This is a genomic window from Prevotella sp. OH937_COT-195 (genome assembly GCF_003932845.1).
Taxonomy (GTDB): Bacteria; Bacteroidota; Bacteroidia; order Bacteroidales; family Bacteroidaceae; genus Prevotella.
Genome location: NZ_RQZH01000003.1, coordinates 1 through 21,618, shown reverse-complemented (window position 1 = coordinate 21,618; position 21,618 = coordinate 1). Strand labels below are relative to the sequence as shown.

Here is a 21,618-nt window from a genome sequence, read left to right as displayed (position 1 = left end):
CATAATCAATAGGGTAAGTGGGTTTGAACAATGTTTATTTGGAGTCGTTCAAGACTTTCTTTAAAATCGGCGCGGTAACATTCGGCGGCGGATATGCCATGATACCAATCATCGAAACAGAGGTGGTGGACAAGCATAAATGGGTAAATAAGGAAGAATTGCTCGACCTCATTGCCATCGCTCAAAGCACACCGGGGGTGTTTGCCGTGAATATCAGCACATTCATAGGTTATAAACTGCGCGGTACCAAGGGTGCCGTATGTGCCACGGCGGGTGCCGCCCTACCTTCGTTCCTTATAATACTGCTCATCGCGCTGTTCTTCCATCAGTTTCAAGACAATAAGATTATCGCCTCGATATTCAACGGGATACGTCCTGCGGTGGTGGCATTGATTGCCGTGCCTACGTTCAACCTTGCCAAGAGTGCAAAAATAACTCTGTCCAACTGTTGGATTCCCATTGCCTGCGCACTGGCAATCTATGTTCTCGGTGTTTCGCCGATAATAATACTGATCGCTGCCGGAATATGCGGATATATCTATGGCAAGTACATAAAACCTACGGAGTAACCGTTGGACATTGGGCAATATCCTTTACGGTAAATATCAACATCTCTCAATGTATCACAATAGATACGGAGAAATTTTAATAAATCTCTTTGAAACTCTCAATCTTAGAATCTCGTCACACCATAAATAGATATGATATACTTATACCTTTTCATAACTTTCTTCGAAATCGGTCTCTTCGGTTTTGGCGGCGGCTACGGCATGTTGTCGCTGATACAGAACGAAGTGGTGCGCACTCACGAATGGCTTACGATGAGCGAGTTTACGGACATTGTGGCAATAAGTCAGATGACACCGGGACCGATAGGCATCAATTCTGCCACCTACTGCGGCTATGCAGCCGTGAAGAATGCCGGCTACGGCGGCGTGATGGCAGTATTGGGCAGTGCCACCGCCACATTTGCATTGGTGCTTCCTTCTCTGATAATGATGATATTGATAAGCAAGATGTTTATTAAATACATGGACACACCGATGGTGAAAAGTGTTTTTATCGGTCTGCGTCCTGCCGTGGTGGGGCTGCTGGGAGCCGCCACGCTGATGCTTGTTACCCCCGGAAATTTCGGTACTCCGTCTGAAACACCGTGGCGTTTTTGGATAAGTGTGGCACTATTCGCGGCATGCTTCGTGGGTACAGAGTTCGTTAAGATTAATCCTATAAGAATGATAATATACAGCGGTTTCGCCGGATTACTGTTGTTATATTAAGAAATATACTTAAAAGAAAACAAGTGCCGATAAGTCTTTATGCTACTTTCGGCACTTGTTTTTGTTACATTACTTGTTCCCTTTATAGTCCGCGTGCCTTGAGCAATGCAGCGGCATCGGGCGATTTCATTCCCGTGAAGTCGCTGAACATCTTCATCAAGTCTTCGGTATTGCCGCGACTAAGAATCTTTGTGCGGAAAGCCTGACCCACGGCAGGATTAAGTGCACCGTGCTTTTTGAAATAGTCGGCACAGTTCACGGCAAGCACCTCGCTCCAAAGGTAACTATAATAGCCCGCTGCATAACCGCCTCCCCATACATGATTGAAATATGACGTGTGGTAACGCGGAGGTATCTGAGTGTTCAACAGTCCTATTTGTTTCAGTGCCTCTGCTTCGAAATCCTTTGCCTTGTCTGCCGTCGGTACTTGCGAAGCGGCAAGGCAGTGCCATGCGAGGTCGGCACAAGTTGCTGCGAGATTCTCTCCCAATGCGTATGCCGTATGGAAATTGAGCGACTCTGTCATCTTCTTCTTCAGTTCTTCCGGCATCGGCTTGCCTGTCTGATAATGTTTGGCATAGTTTGCAAATATCTCCGGAACAATCGCAAACGACTCGTTGAATTGCGAAGGCATCTCCACAAAGTCGCGTGCAACCGATGTCCCGCTCAACGTGTTGTAGTGGCAATCGGAAAGCATTCCGTGGAGAGCATGCCCGAACTCATGGAACATTGTTGTAACTTCGTCCCAAGTAAGGAGAGTGGGTTGTCCCTCGGGTGCTTTCGCACTGTTGCATACATTATATATAACGGGCAGTTGTCCGCGCTGCCGGCTCTGTTTTACGAAAGCGTTCATCCATGCACCTCCGCGCTTTGTCGGTCGGCGGAAGTAGTCGCAGTAGAAAAGAGCCATCGGCTTGCCGTCATTGTTTATTACTTCGAACACTTTCATGTCCGGATGATATGTAGGCAGATCTTTACGTTCCTTGAATGTCAGTCCGTAAGCCTTGCCTGCGGCATAGAACACTCCTTTGAAGAGAACGGTGTCTATGTCGAAATACGGTTTAACCTCATCATCGGAGAAATTGAACTGCTCCTTCTTCATCTTGGCAGAATAATAGAAGCGGTCGTAAGGTTCGAGTGTGAAATCCTTGCCCATTGTTTTGCGGGCATAAGCCTCTATTGCTTTTGTCTCGGCTTCTGCTTTCGGAGTATATTCTTTTATGAGTTGCTTCAGGAAAGCATACACGTTGTCGGTGTTTTTTGCCATTGTGTCATCCAGCGAGTATGAGGCATAGTTCTTATATCCCATTAGTTCGGCTTTCTCTGCACGCAATTTCGCAATCTCTGCGATAACAGGGAAATTGTTGTATTTGCCCGTGCCGTCTGCGCGATGTATGGAAGCCTCATACACACGGCGTCGCAGGTCTCGGTTGTCGAGGTTTGCAAGTATCGCCTGCTGTGTTGTGTTCACTATCACTATGCAATAAGGAGCCTTTGCTCCGCGGCTCTCCGCGTCTTTTTTACATTGTGCGATGTCTGCATCGCTCAATCCTGCAAGTTCCTCGCGTGTTTCCACCCATACCGCAGCCTCGTTTGTAGCCTCGGGCAGTGTGTTGCCGAATTCTTGTTGAAGTGTTGCTATGCGGTTGTTTATCTCTTCCATTCTCGTTTTTTTGTCGGCAGGAAGAAGTGCCCCCGAGCGTACAAATCCCTTATATATCTCGTCAAGCAGTTTTTTGTCTTCGCCCTTCAGAGTGTTTCGTTCGTGGTCATATACATATTTAACACGTTCGAAGAACTTTTGGTTGAACGATATTTCGTTTTCCAATACGGTAAGCAGTGGTATCGCCTCGTTTTCCGCTTGAGCGAGAATAGGAGTCTTGTGGGCATTTGTAAGTGCGAAGAACACATTCGATACACGTTCGAGCAGATGCCCGCTCATCTCGTATGCGAGTATGGTGTTCTTGAAAGTGGGCTTTTCCTTGTTGTCAACGATTTTCCGAATTTCCTCTCGTTTCTGTTCTATTCCGACTTTCAGAGCCGGCAGGTAGTCGGTCTCTTTGATGATTTTGAAATCGGGTGCTCCATAGGGCAGCACGCTCTTGTTCATCAGGGGATTTCCGTCGGTGACGTTCCCTTTACCGTTGTTGCCTGTCGAAGCGGCTGATGCCATCATCACAGCCGAAGCAAGTCCGGTTGTCAACAATGTTTTTCTCAATTTGTTATTCATAGTTTTATATTTAATAATGTGCAAAAATATGAATAAAAAGTGATATAAATAATACTTTTTTGTTTTTTAACTATATATGACAAGACACGTGTTTAATGGATAATCATCTTCATAATTCATGATGATTATTTTCTCTGATGCCAACATGTCGTTCTTGTATATCCCTGATGTCTGCGTTAAGTTTTGGTTAATCAAGTTCTTGTATTTTGGGTTTGGTGCTGTATTGTTAATATTCTTTTTACTTCAAGGTTCGTTTTTTCTTATTACATGGAACTATCAGCGGAAAGGGTATTAGAGAGAAAATGATAGGTAAGTGAATGGAAATGAGAGGGATTTGCAGTATTTCTCTATGTTCTACACAGAGGGGTAAAGTGCAGAAGATGTGGATTTATGCAGAAGTTCCGTTACCAAATCGTTAGTCCATTCCTCGAATGGTAACGAAGAGGTAGGAGAAGGTAACTGACAGAAGACTATTCGGTAACTAGTCTTTTCTCTATCACGATGCTTATGCTTTGTATTACAATGCTTTGCGTAGCTGAAAACGCTTCGACAACGGGTAACTTTGCCCATAAAAACAGAAGCGTATGCAAAAAGAAAAATTCAAGGTTTTGCTCTACCTGAAAAAGAGCGGATTGGACAAGTCGGGGCAAGCACCGATCATGGGGCGGATAACCTACGAGCGAACAATAGCCCAATTTAGTTGCAAGCTTTCATGCGATCCCAAGTTGTGGAATGCTCGTGAGAGCAGACTGAACGGCAAGAGCCGTGAAGCAGGGGCAACGAATGGCAAGTTGGAACGCTTGCTTCTCTCGGTACAGTCGGCTTATAGAGTTCTTTGTGAGCGAGGGATTGTCTTTACAGCGACAGATATCAAAGAGCAGTTCCAAGGAAGTATGCAAACTCAAATTACCTTCTTGGAGCGATACGACCGAATGGTCAAGGAGATGGAGCAAAAGGTGGGTATAGAAATAAAGGCGACGACTTTAAACAGTTACTACACTACTCGTAAGCATTTACAAGCCTTTATCAGCGAGAAGTACCACACGACAGATATTTCTTTCGGTCAGATTGAAGAAGATTTTTTGGAGTGCTTGCAACATTACTCTGTTGGAAAGCTGGGACATTCGCAAGGTCATTATCGTAAGATGGCTTTGGCGGTGAAGAAAGTCTGCCGTTTGGCGTATCGTGAAGGACTAACCGAACGACAACTATTCGTCCACGTGGAGATAGAACGAGGTGAGAATAAACAACCTCGTGCCTTGGACAGAGCCTCGCTGAACAAATTAGAGGAGTTGGCTTTTGAGCCTTATGAAGTGGAGTTGGAAACCGCCCGCAATCTCTTCCTCTTTTCTTGCTTTACGGGGCTCGCCTATTGCGATATGGTCGCCCTTGGTCGGGAGCTTCTCTTTACGGACGATGAGGGGGCGTTATGGCTGAAGTTCCGCAGACAAAAGACTGATACGCTTTGTCGTGTAAAGCTCTTTCCTGAAGCCATACACTTGATAGAGCATTATCAATCTGACGAACGAACCACGCTCTTTGCTCCCATTGCCTATTCGGCTTATCTTACCCAACTCAAAGCCTTACAGCTTCGGGCTGGCATCTCTATTCCCCTTTCGGCACACGTTGGTCGCCACACCTTTGCGACCTTGATTACTTTGGAACGAGGCGTTCCCATCGAAACGGTTAGCCGAATGTCGGGGCATAGCAACATCCAAACGACCGAGCGATACGCCCACGTCACCCCGAAAAAGCTCTTCGATGAATTCGAGCGATTTCTCTCTTTCACCGAAAACTTAACCTTAACTCTATAAGACTTATGCGTAGTACATTCAAAATTCTATTCTATATCAATAAGAATAAAACGAAAGCAGACGGCACGACAGCATCCTTTGTCGTATTACTATTGATGGTTCAAACGTGGTAATAACCGCAGGCGAAAGCATTGTTCCCCACGGTTGGTGTGTGAAGCGAGGAGAAACAACGGACAAGAAAACCAATCAACGCCTGAAAACCTTTCGGGAGGAAATCGAACAAGGTTACAATACTTTGCTCTACAAATATGGAGCAGTGAGTGCCGAGCTTCTGAAGAACTACTTACAAGGCATCGGACGGAATCCAACGACACTTCTTGCCCTTAGTACAGAGGAACTCAATGCCCAAAGAGAAAGCAAGAGTGAGGGAACGTATAGCAACAATCGAAGTTCCGATAAACAGCTCAATGCTTTTGTGCGAAATTGTGGCGAAGAGGATATTCCCCTAACGGCTCTAACGATAGACTTTTTTGATGATTACCGTTTTTATTTGAAGAAGGAGGGCTATGCTCCTGCAACGATAAACAAGCATCTCTGTTGGTTGAGTCGGTTGATGTATCGAGCCGTCGGTCAGGGGACAATACGCTTTAATCCATTTGAAGAGGGGAAGTATGAAGCCGTGGAGCGTAAACCTCGTTTCCTAAGCAAAGGTGATGTGGCAAAGCTCTTGGCATTTCCATTGCAGGATGAGGGGGCGGAACTAAGCCGAAGAATGTTTCTTTTCTCCGTCTTTACGGGTTTAGCATTTGCCGACTTACAGAGTCTGCGAGCTTCGCAAATCGAAACGAATAACGATGGGAGGCGATATATCCGCAAGACAAGACAGAAAACGGAAGAGGAGAGTTTGATACCCCTGCATCCGATAGCGGAGCAGATACTCTCACTCTACACCAAGGAGAAGAGCAAGGAAGATTACAAGATATTCCCCGATACGATAAGTAAGGGCAAACTGCTTACCTATCTTAAAGCTGTAGGGTTGGCGTGTGGCATTCGTACTCCGCTGGGCTACCACGTTGGAAGACATAGTTTCGGCACGCTGACCTTGGAAGCAGGCATTCCAATAGAGAGCATCGCCAAGATGATGGGACATTCGTCCATTGCCAGCACGCAAATCTACGCCCAAATCACCGACCAAAAGATTGCAAGGGATATGGAGAGATTGATGTAATAATAAGGTGTGTAGACTGGTGTAGAAAAGAGCTTATTCCTGATGAAGGAGCAAACTCTTTCTCTTTATAGTTTCATTTTAAGTATTGGAAAAGGATTACCAAGTTCATCCGTTTCAGTTCTCTCAAAAACTTGAAATCCCATTTTCTGATAAAATGTGAGTGCATTGGGATTTTGCTCGTTTACATCAATATAGCGTATTTTGCATTCGTCAATGGCAAGTCTAATAAGTCGTTGCCCTATACCTTTTCTGAAATAATCAGGCGAAACAAACAGCATTTCTATCTTGTCGTCCGAGATACCCATAAACGCAATGGGGCATTCATTGTCATTCACGACAAACAAATCAACCACACTCAATGCTCTTCGACCGTGAGGAATAAGATTCTGAATATCTTGCTCCGTTAGAAAAAGATGAGTTGCTCGAACAGCTCTCTCCCATACACTTATCAAAGAATCAATAAGTTCATCTGTTCGTGATTTATTGGAGGGGAAATACTCTATGGTCATATCTACTTTAGTAGTTTAGTTGCAAGTTTGTAGGTAAACATAATTCGAGGATTAGATAAGTCCCATTGCTCCACTTCTTGCCGTATCAATTCTGAATATTTCTTGCTTATATCCCTTAAAGCGTTTCCAACAGATTTCCGAAGATACTCACTCTCATGTGCTTTGTGCTTACTGATTAGAGCAATAGCCAGCGAAGGATTATCCTTAAAGTATGGGCGACTTGTCCAAATCCTCAATCCCTCGGTTACAGCACGGATAACATTGGGATTATCGTTAGTTATCCATTCTTTGATGAGTGGCAAAGACGCTTTATATCCTCTATGTTTGCAAATCTCATCAAACGCCTTTGCAAGCATTTCCTGCACACGCCAATTCTCATCGGCGCTTATTCGCTCTTTCAGAAAACAAAGTGCGTTATTATCTTCTGTTGCCAATTTGCCCAATATAGTTGTTGCTAACATTCGGGCTTGATAGGCTTCATGTTCAAACAACGTGAGTGCAAGTTCAAAACATTGTTCCTTTGAATGTGTAGAAAATATTTCGTCAGCCCCATCAAGGATATGCTGAAAGCCATGTTCAATTTGCTGTATCTTGTTCAAGATATTGTCTATTCCTATTGTCATAAATCCTTTCTAAGGTAAATCATATCTACGAGTTGTATATCTCCCTCAAAAATTGGACGATCGTAATTGTTCGTGAAAAAGTTCTCTATTCGATGATACTTTTTAAAACCACAGCTTTCATAAAACGATAGGATTGCAGGAACTTCACCAGTACCGACAAGCATTGCTTTATAGTCTTTTTTGTAGAAATCGGAAATATAATCTATCAATCTCCTACCGTAACCTTTACCCCGATATTGCTCGTATGTCGCTATGTTCTTCAATTCACAGGTATCACTGCTTACAGGCATTACAACGCAAATGCTTTTCAAGTCATCATCGTATAAGGCAAACAAGTCTCCACACGACAAATACTTGTCAATCATATTTTCCTGTTCGTCCGCTAACAGCAATAAATCAAGAAATTGTTTCTTGTTTTTGGCAATTCTTTTTATTTTCATCGTATATTTCATTTGAAATTGTCAGAATGCTTTTTTCGATCTTCTTCAACAGAGATTTTACAATAACGATATGGAACGGACGAATAAAGAAGAAATAGATTCTTCCTAACGCATTGTGATACTTTACCACCGTTGTTATCCGAAGTTCCTGCCTGCCGTTGAAATATCTGCCGCATAGCAAAGATGCGTGAAAAGTGAGATGTTTGTCTGCTTTGCCGAAAACCATCTCATTCGTCTCCTTCTCGCATATCATATTGCGGACGCCACTGTCGGTATCAAGCTTCAGTGGTTTTACCAAACAATTTCTCAATCGGTACAACATCTTTACCCAATGCGAAGATCGGTTAAATGCCATATCGAAAACCTGTTCTGCGGTTATCGGTTCCCGGCATGAAACGGTTTTCACGTAGGAATCAGTATAATCATATGGAATGTACTTGGAGATAAGGCTATTGCTGTCGGTCAGCAGTTCCATTTTAATTGATTCATCACAAGGAAGTCTTTGGTAAAATTCCAACCAATGCCCGTCGGGGGCTTCAAAGGTCAGCAACTTGCCGTAAGGCTCTGTTCTTATTTCTCCGATTGTCTTTACTCCTCTATTCTTTAATTCTTCATATACAAGTTCTATGTCGTCAGTTTCAAACATCAGTCTTGTTTTGCTTGCAACTACATCACCTTTGTGTGCAGGTCTTTTCAAGATAGCGAATGAAGTTTCACCTAAATCAAACTCTATCCAATCTCCATCTGTTAGTTTAACCTCAAAGCCCATGTCCTGATAAAATTGCTTTGACTTTTGCAAATCACTTACATAAATCCAACAGGCGTATATCTTTCTCGGTTTCATTCTTTTGATATTATTGATGTTTGATTTTGAGCAGACCGAAAAACGGGGTTATTTCTTGAACCTCCACAAGTTTCAAACGGACTTTCTGCAATGTCGTTTTCAAATCTTCGATAGAGTGGAACCAATATTCAGGAGGCGTATTCTCTTTCATGTCCTGCCAAGTATAGATATGTCCCTCTTGCAGATATGGTTTGATATGATTTTCATACACTTCTTTCGGGGTGGTATGTTCCAACAGATAGCGATAGACTTCATTAAACTTTTCGGGAGATGCGTCCGGATTGAACAAGATAATTTCATCTGCCATTATCACTTCGCCATCTGCTTTCAGCACCTGCTTCACGGCTTCAAACAGTCTTTCCTGCTCATTCCATTCCACTTGATGCAGAACGAGCGAGGAAATGATTAAATCCACGCTTTCTGCCGACAGTTCCAGGTTTTGAATGCTACCACACTGAAACGAAACATTATCATAGTGCTTATAAGTATCCTTTGCCTGTGCAATATTCTCTTGGCTCGTATCTATTCCGAGAGCGGATAGAAAATGAGGAACGAATGGTTGCAGGGATTTTCCCCAGCCACACCCCAAATCCAACAATCTATCTCCATTCTTGACACTTGCAAACTCAAACATCCGTTCGCTCAATGCTTGTGTGGACTCAAACGTGTCTCTTCCGTCAGGACTAATCGTTCTGCTGATATGTACGGATAAATTCTTTTCCCAACTCTTTTCCATACGCAATTATCTATTATCTCGCAAATCCGTTTTTGTAGAAATCGTACCAAGCATCTATCTGTTCGGGACTGTTGGCTTTCAGCAACAGGAGCATTTCACGGGTGAATTCCAAATGTCCTACACCGTTTGCCGTAACGATATTCTTATCACTTACAGCTTGTGCTTCCACATAGTTTTCTGCGTTAGTGTAACCTGTACCGCCCCAGTGCTTGAGTTGGTCGAGACCGTTGCCTGTATGTTTTACATTGTTCAGAAAACCGTGTGAACACAAGAAAGAAGCACCGTTGCATATCGCCCCTACAATTTTACCTTTATCCAAAGCCTCCTGCACCAATGGTGCGACAAGTTTCGCTTCGGACGAATCCCATCGGTTGCCACCGATAAGTACCAAGGCTGCATAATCTTTCGGCATGCTTTCGAAAGAATAGTCGGGCAATGTCCTGAAACCACCTATGGAACGGACTGCGTCCGATGTCGGGGCAAGGGTATGCACTTCGTACTTTATTTCACCACCCGGTATTACACCTACATGAAGAGCCGTGGAGAGAAAAGCCCCTTCCCAGTCTGTGTATTCATTTAACAAGACAAATAAAACTTTCTGTTTCATTGATGAATGTATTTTGAATTTGATAACTTCGCCACAAGTTCTTTCAACCCCTTCGTGAAGATTACTCCTGCAAAGTTACCCATTCATAACTAGAAAGGCGAAGAAAACTGCAAGAAAATACTTCTTGCGAATGTTTTATCTCCGATAGTTCTCTTGCAGTAGATTGTTGATGTCGGAGAGACGATAGAGTATTTTCCCTGCGATTTGGGTGTAGGGAATAATGCCCTTGTCCCGATAGTCTTGCAAGGTGCGAGGACTGACGAAAAGGCGTTCGCATACCCATCTCCCCGTGAGATAGATTTCTCCCCCGAACAGCGGACGGTGCGTTTGGGCAATTTCCCGAATACGCTTGCTTACTTCTTGAATGCCCGAAATGAGTTGTTTCATTTCGGGCGTTTCTTTATTTATGATTTCGTGTTCCATAGTCATTGTATTTTTCGGTTCGACTTTTCGAGGAGTGCTTCCACATCCTCTCGTTTGTAGTAGCACTTATGCCCGATTTGAATGAAGGGCAATACGGAAGTATCCCGATAGTGCTGGAGCGTTCGCTTGCTTATGTTCAGTATTCGGCACACGTCCCCATTGTGCAACAGGTCGGGGACTTCGGGCTTCGTCCCGAAATGTTCTCTCATACAAAGAGCCAACTCTTCGATGCTCTTTTTCTGTTCCTCCCAAGCGGAGGAGTCGATGGCTGTAAATCTCATATCAATATCGTTTTAATTGTTGTTATTTTCTCTTTTTTGTGCAAATGTATGCAGCTGAGATCCTTGTTCAATGACCTGATGAAAGCAAGGGAAATAGCAGGAACTTGCAGGCAAATGTATAGGTAAAACCTATCTGTTTTCAGAAGGGATTCCCTGCCATTTCTCTCTGTTCCCCCGCATTCCTTCCGAGGGAAAAAATCCTGTTTCGATGCGAAAATAACGAACCTGCATATACTGTTTACCCCATTCCTGTTAAGTGGATACTTTCGGCGTCGAAATGGTATGAAGTGGCTCTGTTAGAGAGAATCTTCCTCCCTGTCTTTTTAGGCTTTTCCCTCTGCTTTCATCGAAAAGGCAAAGGCATGCATCTGCATGCAATCCGATACAGCCATTCGGGTAGCGTTTCCCGTTCTTCCATTTGTCGTTTTCTGATTTTTGAGGAGAAAATATGAGGTATCCTTTCCTTTTGCCGAAGAAATATGCAGCACCTCGATGCAACAACGCCACAAGGCTTGGCTTCACCTGTTCGCCTCTCTAACTTGGTTTCAGCATCCTGTTTCGGATGAAAGTTCAAAATCAAGCAAACAGAAGAAGAACGAACAATGAAAAAAGAAGAGAAGGACAACCCCTCCAGGAATGCCCAAATAGAAGAGTTCCTTTCGGCTCGCTACGAGTTTCGGTACAACACCGTGTTGCGCCGAGCGGAGTACCGTCCTCGAGGGATGGGTGATTACACAGCCATAGATCGCTACCGCATCAATACCCTTAAACGAGCCTTGGACAAGGAAGCCGATGTACAGACCTCACCCGAGAACCTGTACAGCATCATCGAAAGCGATTTCTCACCACGCATCAATCCCGTGCAAGCCTATTTCCAAGCCTTACCGCTGACGAAAGGGAATGCGGAAGCTATCACCGCCCTTTCCGACTGCGTGAGCGTAACCAATCTTGAGAAGTGGAAAGAATACCTCACCAAGTGGCTGGTGGCAGTGGTCGCCAATGTAATGGACGATAGGCAATGTCGCAATCACACCTGCCTTGTGCTGACAGGCGAGCAGGGCAAGTTCAAGACCTCATTCCTTGATTTGCTCTGTCCGCCTGCTCTCTCCGATTACCGCTATACAGGGAAGATATACCCACAGGAGAAGGACGTGTTGAGCCTTATCGGGCAAAACCTCATCATCAATATTGACGACCAGCTCAAAGCCCTTAACAAACGGGACGAGAATGAACTGAAGAACCTTATCACCTGTCCGCAGGTGAAGTACCGTATGCCTTACGAGAAGCACATTGAGGAGCGACCTCATTTGGCAAGTTTCGTGGCTTCGGTCAATGGCAATGACTTCCTCACCGACCCGACAGGGAGCAGACGCTTCCTGCCCTTTGAAGTATTGGCAATAGATATAGTCCGAGCCAAGAGCATTCCGATGGATGCCGTTTACAGCGAAGCCAAGACACGATTGAATGAAGGGTTTCGCTATTGGTTCAATGATGAAGAGATTGCCGAGTTGCATAGGAACAGCGAAGCCTTCCAAGTCTATACGACAGAGATGGAACTGTTGCTCCGCTATTTAACCTTTCCCACGGAAGCGGAGACTGCAACGAAACGCTTCTATATGACCAATTCGGAGATAGTGGGATATCTCTCCTGCTATACCCGACAATCGCTCTCCACCAAACGGATGGGTGAAGCCTTGCGAAAGGCAGGCTATACGAGGGAGTGTCGCAGGATAAACGGCAATCCTGTGTATGTCTATGCCGTCCGTAAGGTTTACCCCGAGCAACCGCCATAGCACTCTGTTGTTACCCACTCCTTTGCAATACCCCTTTCTCTTTTCTTTCCTATTCTCCTTACTACGTTACTACAACTACCGATAATACGATGAAAGAGAAAGGATTGCAGGAGGTATTCATCTTGCAACACAGCTTACTACCATCTTTCTACGCTTCTACGTCAGAAGGAATGAGGAAAAGCGTAGACAGGAGATGTAGAAGGATAAATCCGAATGAAGTGTTACACTTTTCTCTTTCACTGTCAATCACTTATCCGAGTGTCGAAGGGTAGTAAGATGAAAAGGGGAAAATTCCAAAAAGAGAAAACAATGAAATAACGAACAAATGAATAATCCAAATCCAACGATAACAGCAATGAACAACGAATATTACGACCTACAATACATCAAGGCGATACCGATAGCGGATTATCTGCACGCCTACGGTATCGAGCCTGTCAAGCGGTACAATGGCTATGCCCTTTGTCACGCACCCTACAGAGAAGACCACAACGCCAGCTTGAAAGTGGACTTTCGGAAAAATCTGTGGCACGACTACGGCACGAGCCAAGGCGGAAGCATCATCGACCTTGTGATGAAGATGCAAGGATGCAGTGCCTACGAAGCAATGGCGCATCTTGCCGAAGGAAAAGCGATAACCCTCGCTTCCTCTTCCTTTCATCGTGAAACTCACACAGAACAGATAAGAGGTGAACAGCGACCAAGTAATGTAAGGCGTATTCTCTTCATCAGCGAAGAATTGCCCCAGTATCTGCAAAACTATCTTCGAGAGGTACGCAAGATAGACCTTGCCGTGGCAAGTCCCTATCTCCGTCATATTCGCTACGAAGTAGGAGGACGAGAGTATTCTGCCATCGGTTTTGCCAATCGAGCAGGAGGGTATGAACTTCGGGACGACAAGACATTCAAGGGCACAATCGCTCCGAAGGATATATCTGTGATTGCAGGAAAAGCGAACAACGCCTCTCATTGTCTCTTCGAGGGCTTTATGGACATCCTTTCCTATCTCACAATGAAAGGGAAAGAAACCGCCCCTAGCCTTGTCCTGAACTCCGTCAGCAATCTGCCACGAGTCATCGCCTATCTCCACGAGAACGGCATCGACTCCGTTCGAGCTTTCATTGACAACGACCAAGCAGGACGAAAAGCTCTCCAAACTCTTTGCTCAGCAGGCATCAAGGTAGAGGATATGAGCCGACACTATTCCCGATAAAAAGACCTCAATGAGTACCACATTGCCCAAAGAACAGGGCAAAAACAGGTGATACCACCTCGTAAACGAGGACTTAGACGATAAGGCAAAACAGAGCAAACAACATCATTCTATCATCAGGTATTCAAAGATGCAGGAAATGAAATGTATGCGAATAAACGGCTTTGTTTCGATAGCTACGGCAGTTCCTCAGAACCGCAAGTTGGCAGAGCCAACTTAGAAACAAAGCGTGCAGGCATTCACAGAATGCAACGCAACAAGAAAGAAGTACGAGTAGGGCGGAGCGGACATTTCGAGAAATGCCATAGCTCATTAGGGTATTTTCTTCACGCTGCACTCCGTTATCGCTAAAAATACCCTTCTGAGCCAAGGGACTTCGCCCCTTTGGATACCCCTAAATCAATCTTCAAACAATGGGCTACGCCGTATTACATATAGACAAGGCGAGAAGCAACGACTCGGGAAATACCGCTCATATAGCGCGGACATATACCCCGAGTAACGTCGATCCTTCTCGCACACACCTGAACAGGGAATTGGTGCAATTCCCTGCAAATGTGACCAACCGTAGCGAAGCGATAGAACATCGCATCGCCACAGCCGGTATCTACCGAAAGGTAGCAAAGAACCAAGTCAAAGCCTTACGCTTTATCCTGTCAAGCTCACCAAAGGATATGGCTCGCATAGAGCAGGAAGGACGCCTGTACGAGTGGTGTGATGAATCGATGGATTGGCTTCGCTCCACTTTCGGGGCGGACAACGTGGTCGCTGCCACACTCCACGCAGACGAGGAAACGCCCCATATTCACGCCACGGTCGTCCCGATTGTCACGGGCGAAAGACGGAAAGCCAAAGAGGAAGCCGAGAATGGGAAGCGGAAGTACAAGACGAAGAAAAACAAGGTACGGCTTTGTGCCGATGATGTGCTTACGCCCAAGAAGCTGGAGCAGTATCAAACGGACTATGCCAAGCGAGTGCAGCGTTTCGGATTGGAACGGGGCGTACACGGCTCGGAAGACAAGCACCGCACCACGATGGAGTATTACAAGGAATTTCTCAAATCTACGAAAGAGAAGGAAGCTCAAAAGGCGGAACTCACAGCCAAGATAAAGGAGCTGGAGAAGCAGGCAGGCAAACTCCGAATGAAAGGCACGCTGTACTCCCTCTTTGGGAACCCCGAACTCGACAAGGCAGAGAAGCGTATTGCAGACTTGGAGCAGGAAGCCAAACGGCAACAGTATCTTTCGGAAAAGGAGAAGAATGAAATCCGAAAGGAGGTGGTACTCTTGCAGGACACGGTCAAGGGAAGAGACAGAGCCATTGCCGAATTGAAAGAAACCGTGCAGGTTTATGAGGAAGAGCGGAATTGGATAAAACGTTTTTTCAATGGCTTCTATCAATTGCTGAACATTCGTCTGATGCTCCGAAAGATGGATTTCTCTGACGACAGAATAGCGGAGATGTATCGCACAGAGACTCCCCAACGAGGAACGGCTAAAGCCTATTCGGGATTATACAAGAGAGAGTTCACGGAAGAGGACAGCGAAATCCGTATCATCAAGGATGAGAAGAAACGACCACTCCTAACTATTAACGGGCTTCCCATTACCGATTGGTGCGAACAGAGATGGAAACAACTCATCAATCGTAACCGCTCGCATCGGTTGTAAATGAATACGCATACTTTTTCATTTCATAGTTGTATTTCAGTCCCGATAAAACTTTTTAAGAAGAAAATCACGTAAGAACGCTCACTTTCCCTCGCAAATGTGTACCTTTGCAAGCAGTAAAAGTGAGCGTTCTTTGGCTATTCAAAACAATGTGCCTCAATGCACTCCGCTCATTTCTAAATCGTTACCTATCCATCTATCCCTAAATGGTAACACTCTATTATCCAACGAGATAGTTCGCAAGCAAAAAATCTTTTAGGATGGAATGTTTGTATTTCAAGAAATTAGTTTGTTCATTAGTTAAGACAACATCTTTTATCGATGATTGTAATATAAGTAAAAGACAAGTCGGCATACTATTGTTTTAACTCATCGGTTTTTCAATATCTTTATCCTCCAATCGTCCTTCTCTTCAAATAGTTTTCCCACTCGTCGCGATAGCCGTTGAATACATTGATGTCAACGTCTCCGCGTATTCCCGACAATCTTCCGTCGTAGCCGAGTTGCCAGAAAGCAAGGTGCATGTCGGGCTTGAACTCGTTGTAACGTGCAATCCATACCTCGTATCCTGCCGCAACATCTGGTGCAAGCGGCATATATTGGTTTACAAACATTTGGTTTATGTATAATATAGGTCGTATTCCGGTTGCTTTCTTAACGATACCCATCCATTTCCTTATGTTCGAAAACATAATGTCTGCTCCTCCCATTGCCTCTATTTGCGCATCGCTCGGTTCCACGTCGAGCACTGGAGGCAAGTCGCCTTTCCCGAACTTTGTGTTTCTCAGGAAAAACATCGCTTGTTCCTCTGGGGCACTTTTCGTTGAGAAGAAATGATACGAGCCGACGCGTATTCCGTTTTTCCGCGCTCCGAGATAATCTGCGGCATAGTATTTGTTTCGTATCGTTACGCCTTCGGTGGACTTTATGAATACGAACGATACTGGATAGTTTACTTTACCGGTTATGGTTTTCGGAGTTTTTTCCCCAAGACTTGTTATGCGCAGCCTGTTCCATGCTATCGGGTAAACGCCGCCTCCAACTTCGTGCTGGTATCGTGCGATGTCGATTCCGTAGATGCGTTCCGGTGTATGGTTCATGCGTTCTCCGCGAAAGCGGTCGGCTTTCCACAGTCCCACGCGTACGTTTCCTGCCGAATCCACCGAACATCCGAACCCTTCGCGCATGTCGTCTGCCCAAAAACCGTCGTAATAGTTTCCCGCACGGTCTGAATATATCCCATGTCCGTTGCGCTTCCCCTTTGATATTTTGCCATAATATGTGAATTTCGGCAAAGGCTTCTCGGTATATTGCCCCGGGTTGCCGGCATGGTTGGCATAAGCATTTACGGGCTTTGTGCGGTTGTGTGTTTGTATGGTGCAGAGAAGTTTCGGCTTGTCACTTCTCAAGAGATCGCATCCGTATCGTTGCGTTTTCCCCTCATTGTCCTTATGTATGGCAGTAAAGTGTTGAACGATGCTCATTTGCAGCGGTTTGTTTACGGCAGATTGCAATGCTGCGAGTGCGCGGTCTGTGCGTTCTTTGTCGGCTGCCACCTCTGCATAATGTGCTGCCACGACGTGGTATCCGTCGTTGGTCACACTGTGGACACGCATAAAATAAAGCAACTCGTTCAATGTCCGTTTGAGAGTTTCGCTTTTCCCGGCAAGCAGTTTTTCTTGTCGTTTGACAAGTTTCGGCAGGGTGTCGTTCGCAATTTTCAGCAAACTGTCTGCCTTATAGTCGGGGTTGAATGTCACTATGCGTCCGCAACACGATGGTATGAGTAGGTATTTGTTGTGCCACGTCCCACCGAATGTTTCATTCCTTGCCGCTTGTTTTTCATTTTCTGTTGACAAGTTGGTGCGCGTCCAGTCGGCTGAGAGTTCTCCTATATATAATAATGTGTCTGTGCCCGATGTCAGTGCATAACACGATTGATACTCAATATCAACCTTGTTGCGCTCTCGCTGGCTCTCCGTCATGGGCATGACTAACCATGCCACCCATGTCAATATGGCAACCGATAAAAGAATCCACGACCATTTCAGTATGCGTCGTGAATTCGTAATCTTGTTAATTGTCATCAATCTTAGTCAATCTCCTCGTCGGCATCGTACCCTCCCATTTCGCGTATGGCATTCTTCAGCATTGTGTATTGCTGGTAGAGATTGTTTACCGCTTCTTCGCCACGAGTGTAGTCGTGCATGGGCGATTTCAGGAAGAAACTTAAGAAACGCTGTATGCCGTAGCGTCCGGCGCGTGCTGCGAGGTCGCTGAGCAGACAGAGGTCGAGCAGCAGCGGTGCGGCAAGTATCGAGTCTCGGCACAAGAAATTTATCTTTATCTGCATAGGATAGCCCATCCATCCGAAGATGTCTATGTTGTCCCACCCTTCCTTGTTGTCGTTGCGCGGCGGGTAGTAGTTGATGCGCACCTTGTGATAGTAGTCTGTGTAGAGATCCGGCTGCACATCGGCTTTAAGTATCGTTTCGAGCGTGGAGAGTTTCGAAACCTCTTTTGTGCGGAAATTTTCCGGTTCGTCGAGTACCAAACCGTCGCGGTTGCCGAGAATATTGGTTGAAAACCAACCGTTAAGACCGAGGCAGCGAGTGCTTATTATGGGAGCGAAACCGCTCTTTACCAATGTCTGACCGGTTTTGAAATCCTTTCCGGAGATTGGCATGTGGGTTTTCTCTGCCAATTCCCACATAGCGGGAATATCCACCGTGGTGTTCGGTGCTCCCATTATGAATGGTGCGCCCTCCGATAGAGCGGCATAAGCATAGCACATAGAGGGTGCGATGTGTTCGCGGTCATCGTCTTTCATTGCCTTTTCGAGTGCTGCCAGCGTGCCATGCACGTTCTCGTTCACGGGAACATATATTTCTGTCGATGCAGCCCATATTACCACTATGCGCGCACAACCTTTCTCGGTCTTGAATCTGCGTATGTCCTCGCGCAACGCTTCCGTCATTTCCCAGCGTGTCTTGCAGCCTTTCACATTGTCGCCGTCGATGCGCTTGGCATAATTCTTGTCGAAAGCGGCCTTCATCGGCACAATCTTCTCCAGTTCGTCGCGAACGGGATTTATGTCTTTCTCATTGAGTACTTCGGCATACATCGCGGCCTGATAGGCGTTCTGCGGATAAACGTCCCATGTGGCGAACTCGATGTCTTCGAGTTTTGTCAGTGGGACGATGTCTCCGTAACCGAGATATTTCTTGTCATTGCCGCGGCCTACACGAATCTTGTCGTACTGCGTCATAGAACCTACGGGCTTGGCAAGCCCGCGGCGCGCCATGAGGACACCGGTAATGAACGTGGTGGATACGGCACCGCAGCCAACCACCATTACTCCCAATTTGCCATCGGCCGGCATAACATTATGCTGTTTCATCTTTAATTGTATTTAATATTTTTTTATGTGTTTCTAAAAGTATTCTGTTCACAATCAATTTTACAAAATTAATAAAAACTTTTAAGGTGTATGTCTATTTATGTTTTTTTAGCATACGCACTGGCGGTTTTTCGGAATTTTGTAACATTAATATGGAAAAATGGTACAAGGTTTTTGTTTTATTTGTTGTAACTTTGCACACGAATAACAAACAATATAAAGTGGAGACGATAACAGGACTGCAATTCGGAGGAGAAAGACCTCTGTTCGGGATACATGACACACGACTCGAAAACGTTACTATAACCGAAGGGGAGTCGGGAATAAAATGCTGCCGGAATATTGAGGCAGACAACTGCCGATTCATAGGGAAATACCCGTGGTGGCACGTTGATGGGTCGCTGATTACAAAATGCCACTTCGAGCCGGGATCGCGCTCGGCAATATGGTATTCGGACAACATGGTTATGAGGGATTGCGTGATAGATGCACCGAAACTGTTTCGCGAGATGAATAACGTAACCGTGGAGAACGTGGTATTCAACGATGCAGACGAGACTTTCTGGAAAGTGAACAATCTGAAGATTAAAAATGTAACGTTGCACGACGGGACTTACCCGTTCATGTTCTGCGAAAATGTATATGTGGACGGACTGATAAGCGATTCGAAATATGTGTTCCAATACTGCAAAAACGTAGAGGTGCACAACGCAAAGATAACCACCAAAGACTCGTTTTGGGAGGTTGAGAATGTCACTATATACGACAGCGAACTAAATGGAGAGTATCTCGCATGGCATTCCAAAAACGTGCGTCTCGTGAGATGCCGAATAACGGGAGAGCAACCATTGTGTTATGCACAGAAATTGGTACTCGAGGAATGTACTTTCGGAGAAGACTGCGACCGCGTTTTCGAAGACTCTGAGGTGCAGGCAGACATTGTGGGAGGAATAACCGAGATAAAAAATCCGAGAACGGGTGTCATAACGGCAGACCGGGTGGGGAAAGTGACAATAGACGATTTTGTGAAACAACCGGCAGACTGCATAATAAAACTGAGGCAATAGCCTCAGACAACAACGCCGGAGCGTGGCAATGATACGATGTTTCCGAAAAATGACCGACTTGCATGTGGCAACAATGTAGCAAGGAAGTAACAAAAATATAAAACCTTAAAACATATACTATGACCTACAATTTTGACGAAATCATCAACAGACGCGGCTCGAACTGCGTGAAATGGGACGAAGCAGGAAAAGAAGTAATGCCCTTGTGGATTGCCGACATGGACTTCAAGGTGTATCCGGGGATAACCGAGGCAATGCGGAAACGGCTCGACCACGAGGTGTTCGGATACACACTCGTGCCACAGAGTTATTACGACTCGGTAATCAACTGGTTCCAAGGACGGCACGGAGCAAAGGGCTGGAAGCGGGAACACATTATAATAACAATCGGAGTAGTTCCGGCAATATCGGCAATAGTACACGCATTGACGCTGCCCGGAGACAAAGTGTTGATGACAACACCTATATACAACTGCTTCTATTCGAGCATAACAAATCAGGGCGCACTCGTTGAAGAACTGCCTCTGTTGCTTGATGAGAAAAAGAACGGTAAAGACGAACATGCCTTCACAATAGACTGGGAAGCGTTTGAAAAAGCATGCGAGGATCCGAAAGTAAGGATTTTCCTGCTGTGCAACCCACACAATCCTTCGGGAAGGGTTTGGACACGCGAGGAACTTGAGCGTATCGGGGAGATTTGTTTCAAGAATAACGTACTGGTGGTTTCCGACGAGATACACTGCGAGTTCGTTTCGGAAGGATACAAGTATATTCCTTTCTCATCGCTCGGAGAGAATTTCCTCAAAAACAGCGTTACCTGCGTGGCGGCATCAAAGGCTTTCAACGTTGCAGGACTGCAGACCGCAAACATAATAGTGGCAGACCCGGATCTCCGCTACCGCATAGACAGAGCCGTGAACATCTTCGAGACTTGCGACGTAAACCCGTTCGGAATAGTCGCGGTAGAGGCGGCATACACCGATGGAGGAGCAGATTGGCTGAAACAGTTCAACGCTTACATACAGGGCAATTACGATTACCTCGTCGAACTGTTCAAGAAAGAACTTCCGCAACTGTGGGTGTCGCCACACGAGTCGACATACCTCGCATGGGTGGATTGCTCGGCATTTGGAAAAACATCTACCGAAATAAAGGATTACCTTTTCAACGAACACAAGGTTTGGCTTTGCGATGGCGTATGCTACGGCGAACGTCGCAGGGCTTTCCTGCGCATCAATCTTGCATGCCCGAGGGAGATTCTCGCCGAAGGCTTGAAGAGGATGATCGGCGGACTTAAATCCTTGTAAATACCCTGTTATTCCTTAGGTCGGCAGGAAAAACATTCCTCCGCCGGACTAATATGCCCCCCTGTGTCGTGCCTGATACATGACTGTGTTTTCATGTATCCGCACGCCGGGGGGCTTGTTTTTTATCCTTCAACGTTATTTTTGCCGTATCTTTTCCCGTCTCCTGTTTTTCCTTTTTCCTTTTTGTGCCATAATGACGATTAATTTCGCCTGTTT

18 protein-coding genes and 4 pseudogenes are annotated in these 21,618 nt (G+C 45.5%); 9 read left to right on the top strand and 13 right to left on the bottom strand.

Features of this window, described 5'->3' with window-relative positions; translation table 11 throughout:
• Positions 1 to 23: 23 nt before the first annotated feature.
• Positions 24 to 569, top strand: coding sequence for a chromate transporter (locus tag EII32_RS02185; RefSeq protein ID WP_125233825.1), 546 nt, complete (start codon positions 24 to 26; stop codon positions 567 to 569).
• A 132-nt stretch (positions 570 to 701) separates the two neighbouring features.
• Complete coding sequence (locus EII32_RS02180) at positions 702 to 1,277, top strand: chromate transporter (RefSeq protein WP_125233824.1); 576 nt, start codon at positions 702 to 704, stop codon at positions 1,275 to 1,277.
• Positions 1,278 to 1,359: 82 nt separating this feature from the next.
• Here EII32_RS02180 and EII32_RS02175 read toward each other — a convergent pair whose 3' ends face one another.
• A complete protein-coding gene (locus tag EII32_RS02175; protein WP_125233823.1) occupies positions 1,360 to 3,507 on the bottom strand; it encodes a M3 family metallopeptidase in 2,148 nt (715 codons plus the stop codon).
• Between the two features lie 584 nt (positions 3,508 to 4,091).
• Between EII32_RS02175 and EII32_RS02170 the strand changes: the two genes are divergently transcribed.
• Together EII32_RS02170 and EII32_RS02165 are read left to right on the top strand one after the other, a co-directional pair.
• Positions 4,092 to 5,321 (top strand): site-specific integrase, encoded by a 1,230-nt coding sequence (locus EII32_RS02170; RefSeq protein ID WP_125233822.1) that lies wholly within the window; start codon positions 4,092 to 4,094, stop codon positions 5,319 to 5,321.
• A gap of 5 nt (positions 5,322 to 5,326) precedes the next feature.
• Positions 5,327 to 6,489, top strand: a pseudogene (locus tag EII32_RS02165) (tyrosine-type recombinase/integrase).
• 65 nt (positions 6,490 to 6,554) lie between these two features.
• Here the strand turns inward: EII32_RS02165 and EII32_RS02160 are convergent.
• The 10 genes and pseudogenes from EII32_RS02160 to EII32_RS02115 form a co-directional block, all read right to left on the bottom strand.
• Positions 6,555 to 6,998 (bottom strand): GNAT family N-acetyltransferase, encoded by a 444-nt coding sequence (locus tag EII32_RS02160; protein ID WP_185711556.1) that lies wholly within the window; start codon positions 6,996 to 6,998, stop codon positions 6,555 to 6,557.
• Positions 6,999 to 7,000: 2 nt separating this feature from the next.
• Positions 7,001 to 7,615 carry a DNA alkylation repair protein gene (locus EII32_RS02155; protein ID WP_125233938.1) on the bottom strand — a complete coding sequence of 205 codons (615 nt, stop codon included), beginning with the start codon at positions 7,613 to 7,615 and terminating at the stop codon, positions 7,001 to 7,003.
• 2 nt (positions 7,616 to 7,617) lie between these two features.
• A complete protein-coding gene (locus tag EII32_RS02150; RefSeq protein ID WP_125233821.1) occupies positions 7,618 to 8,061 on the bottom strand; it encodes a GNAT family N-acetyltransferase in 444 nt (147 codons plus the stop codon).
• Positions 8,018 to 8,476: pseudogene (locus EII32_RS12760) on the bottom strand (DUF2867 domain-containing protein); the annotation flags it as partial. The gene EII32_RS02150 and the pseudogene EII32_RS12760, both read right to left, overlap by 44 nt.
• A gap of 78 nt (positions 8,477 to 8,554) precedes the next feature.
• A pseudogene (locus EII32_RS12755) lies at positions 8,555 to 8,905 on the bottom strand (VOC family protein); the annotation flags it as partial.
• Positions 8,906 to 8,915: 10 nt separating this feature from the next.
• Positions 8,916 to 9,641 (bottom strand): class I SAM-dependent methyltransferase, encoded by a 726-nt coding sequence (locus tag EII32_RS02135; protein ID WP_125233820.1) that lies wholly within the window; start codon positions 9,639 to 9,641, stop codon positions 8,916 to 8,918.
• 13 nt (positions 9,642 to 9,654) lie between these two features.
• Positions 9,655 to 10,248, bottom strand: coding sequence for a type 1 glutamine amidotransferase family protein (locus EII32_RS02130; RefSeq protein WP_027326194.1), 594 nt, complete (start codon positions 10,246 to 10,248; stop codon positions 9,655 to 9,657).
• 135 nt (positions 10,249 to 10,383) lie between these two features.
• Complete coding sequence (locus EII32_RS02125) at positions 10,384 to 10,671, bottom strand: helix-turn-helix domain-containing protein (RefSeq protein ID WP_125233819.1); 288 nt, start codon at positions 10,669 to 10,671, stop codon at positions 10,384 to 10,386.
• A 2-nt stretch (positions 10,672 to 10,673) separates the two neighbouring features.
• On the bottom strand, positions 10,674 to 10,952 hold the full coding sequence (locus tag EII32_RS02120; protein ID WP_125233818.1) for a helix-turn-helix domain-containing protein: 279 nt from the start codon (positions 10,950 to 10,952) through the stop codon (positions 10,674 to 10,676).
• A gap of 252 nt (positions 10,953 to 11,204) precedes the next feature.
• Positions 11,205 to 11,474 (bottom strand): hypothetical protein, encoded by a 270-nt coding sequence (locus EII32_RS02115; RefSeq protein ID WP_199741378.1) that lies wholly within the window; start codon positions 11,472 to 11,474, stop codon positions 11,205 to 11,207.
• An 80-nt stretch (positions 11,475 to 11,554) separates the two neighbouring features.
• Here EII32_RS02115 and EII32_RS02110 point away from each other — a divergent pair, with 80 nt between their 5' ends.
• From EII32_RS02110 to mobV, 3 genes and pseudogenes are all read left to right on the top strand, one after another.
• Positions 11,555 to 12,745, top strand: a complete 1,191-nt coding sequence (locus tag EII32_RS02110; protein ID WP_125233817.1) for a VapE domain-containing protein — start codon at positions 11,555 to 11,557, stop codon at positions 12,743 to 12,745.
• A 355-nt stretch (positions 12,746 to 13,100) separates the two neighbouring features.
• Positions 13,101 to 14,042 (top strand): annotated as a pseudogene (locus EII32_RS02105) (toprim domain-containing protein).
• Positions 14,043 to 14,371: 329 nt separating this feature from the next.
• The gene (gene mobV / locus EII32_RS02095; RefSeq protein WP_125233816.1) at positions 14,372 to 15,628 is read left to right on the top strand and encodes a MobV family relaxase; all 1,257 of its coding nucleotides are present in this window, start codon (positions 14,372 to 14,374) and stop codon (positions 15,626 to 15,628) included.
• A 389-nt stretch (positions 15,629 to 16,017) separates the two neighbouring features.
• Here the strand turns inward: mobV and EII32_RS02090 are convergent, their stop codons facing one another.
• A complete protein-coding gene (locus EII32_RS02090; protein WP_125233815.1) occupies positions 16,018 to 17,715 on the bottom strand; it encodes a GH25 family lysozyme in 1,698 nt (565 codons plus the stop codon).
• A gap of 5 nt (positions 17,716 to 17,720) precedes the next feature.
• Positions 17,721 to 19,028: an inositol-3-phosphate synthase gene (locus EII32_RS02085; RefSeq protein WP_125233814.1), complete on the bottom strand. Its 1,308-nt coding sequence runs from the start codon at positions 19,026 to 19,028 to the stop codon at positions 17,721 to 17,723.
• Positions 19,029 to 19,249: 221 nt separating this feature from the next.
• Here EII32_RS02085 and EII32_RS02080 point away from each other — a divergent pair, with 221 nt between their 5' ends.
• Together EII32_RS02080 and EII32_RS02075 are read left to right on the top strand one after the other, a co-directional pair.
• Entirely contained in the window at positions 19,250 to 20,095 is an 846-nt protein-coding gene (locus EII32_RS02080; RefSeq protein WP_233582288.1) for a DUF3737 family protein, read from the top strand.
• Positions 20,096 to 20,214: 119 nt separating this feature from the next.
• Complete coding sequence (locus EII32_RS02075) at positions 20,215 to 21,402, top strand: MalY/PatB family protein (RefSeq protein WP_125233812.1); 1,188 nt, start codon at positions 20,215 to 20,217, stop codon at positions 21,400 to 21,402.
• Positions 21,403 to 21,618: the final 216 nt, after the last annotated feature.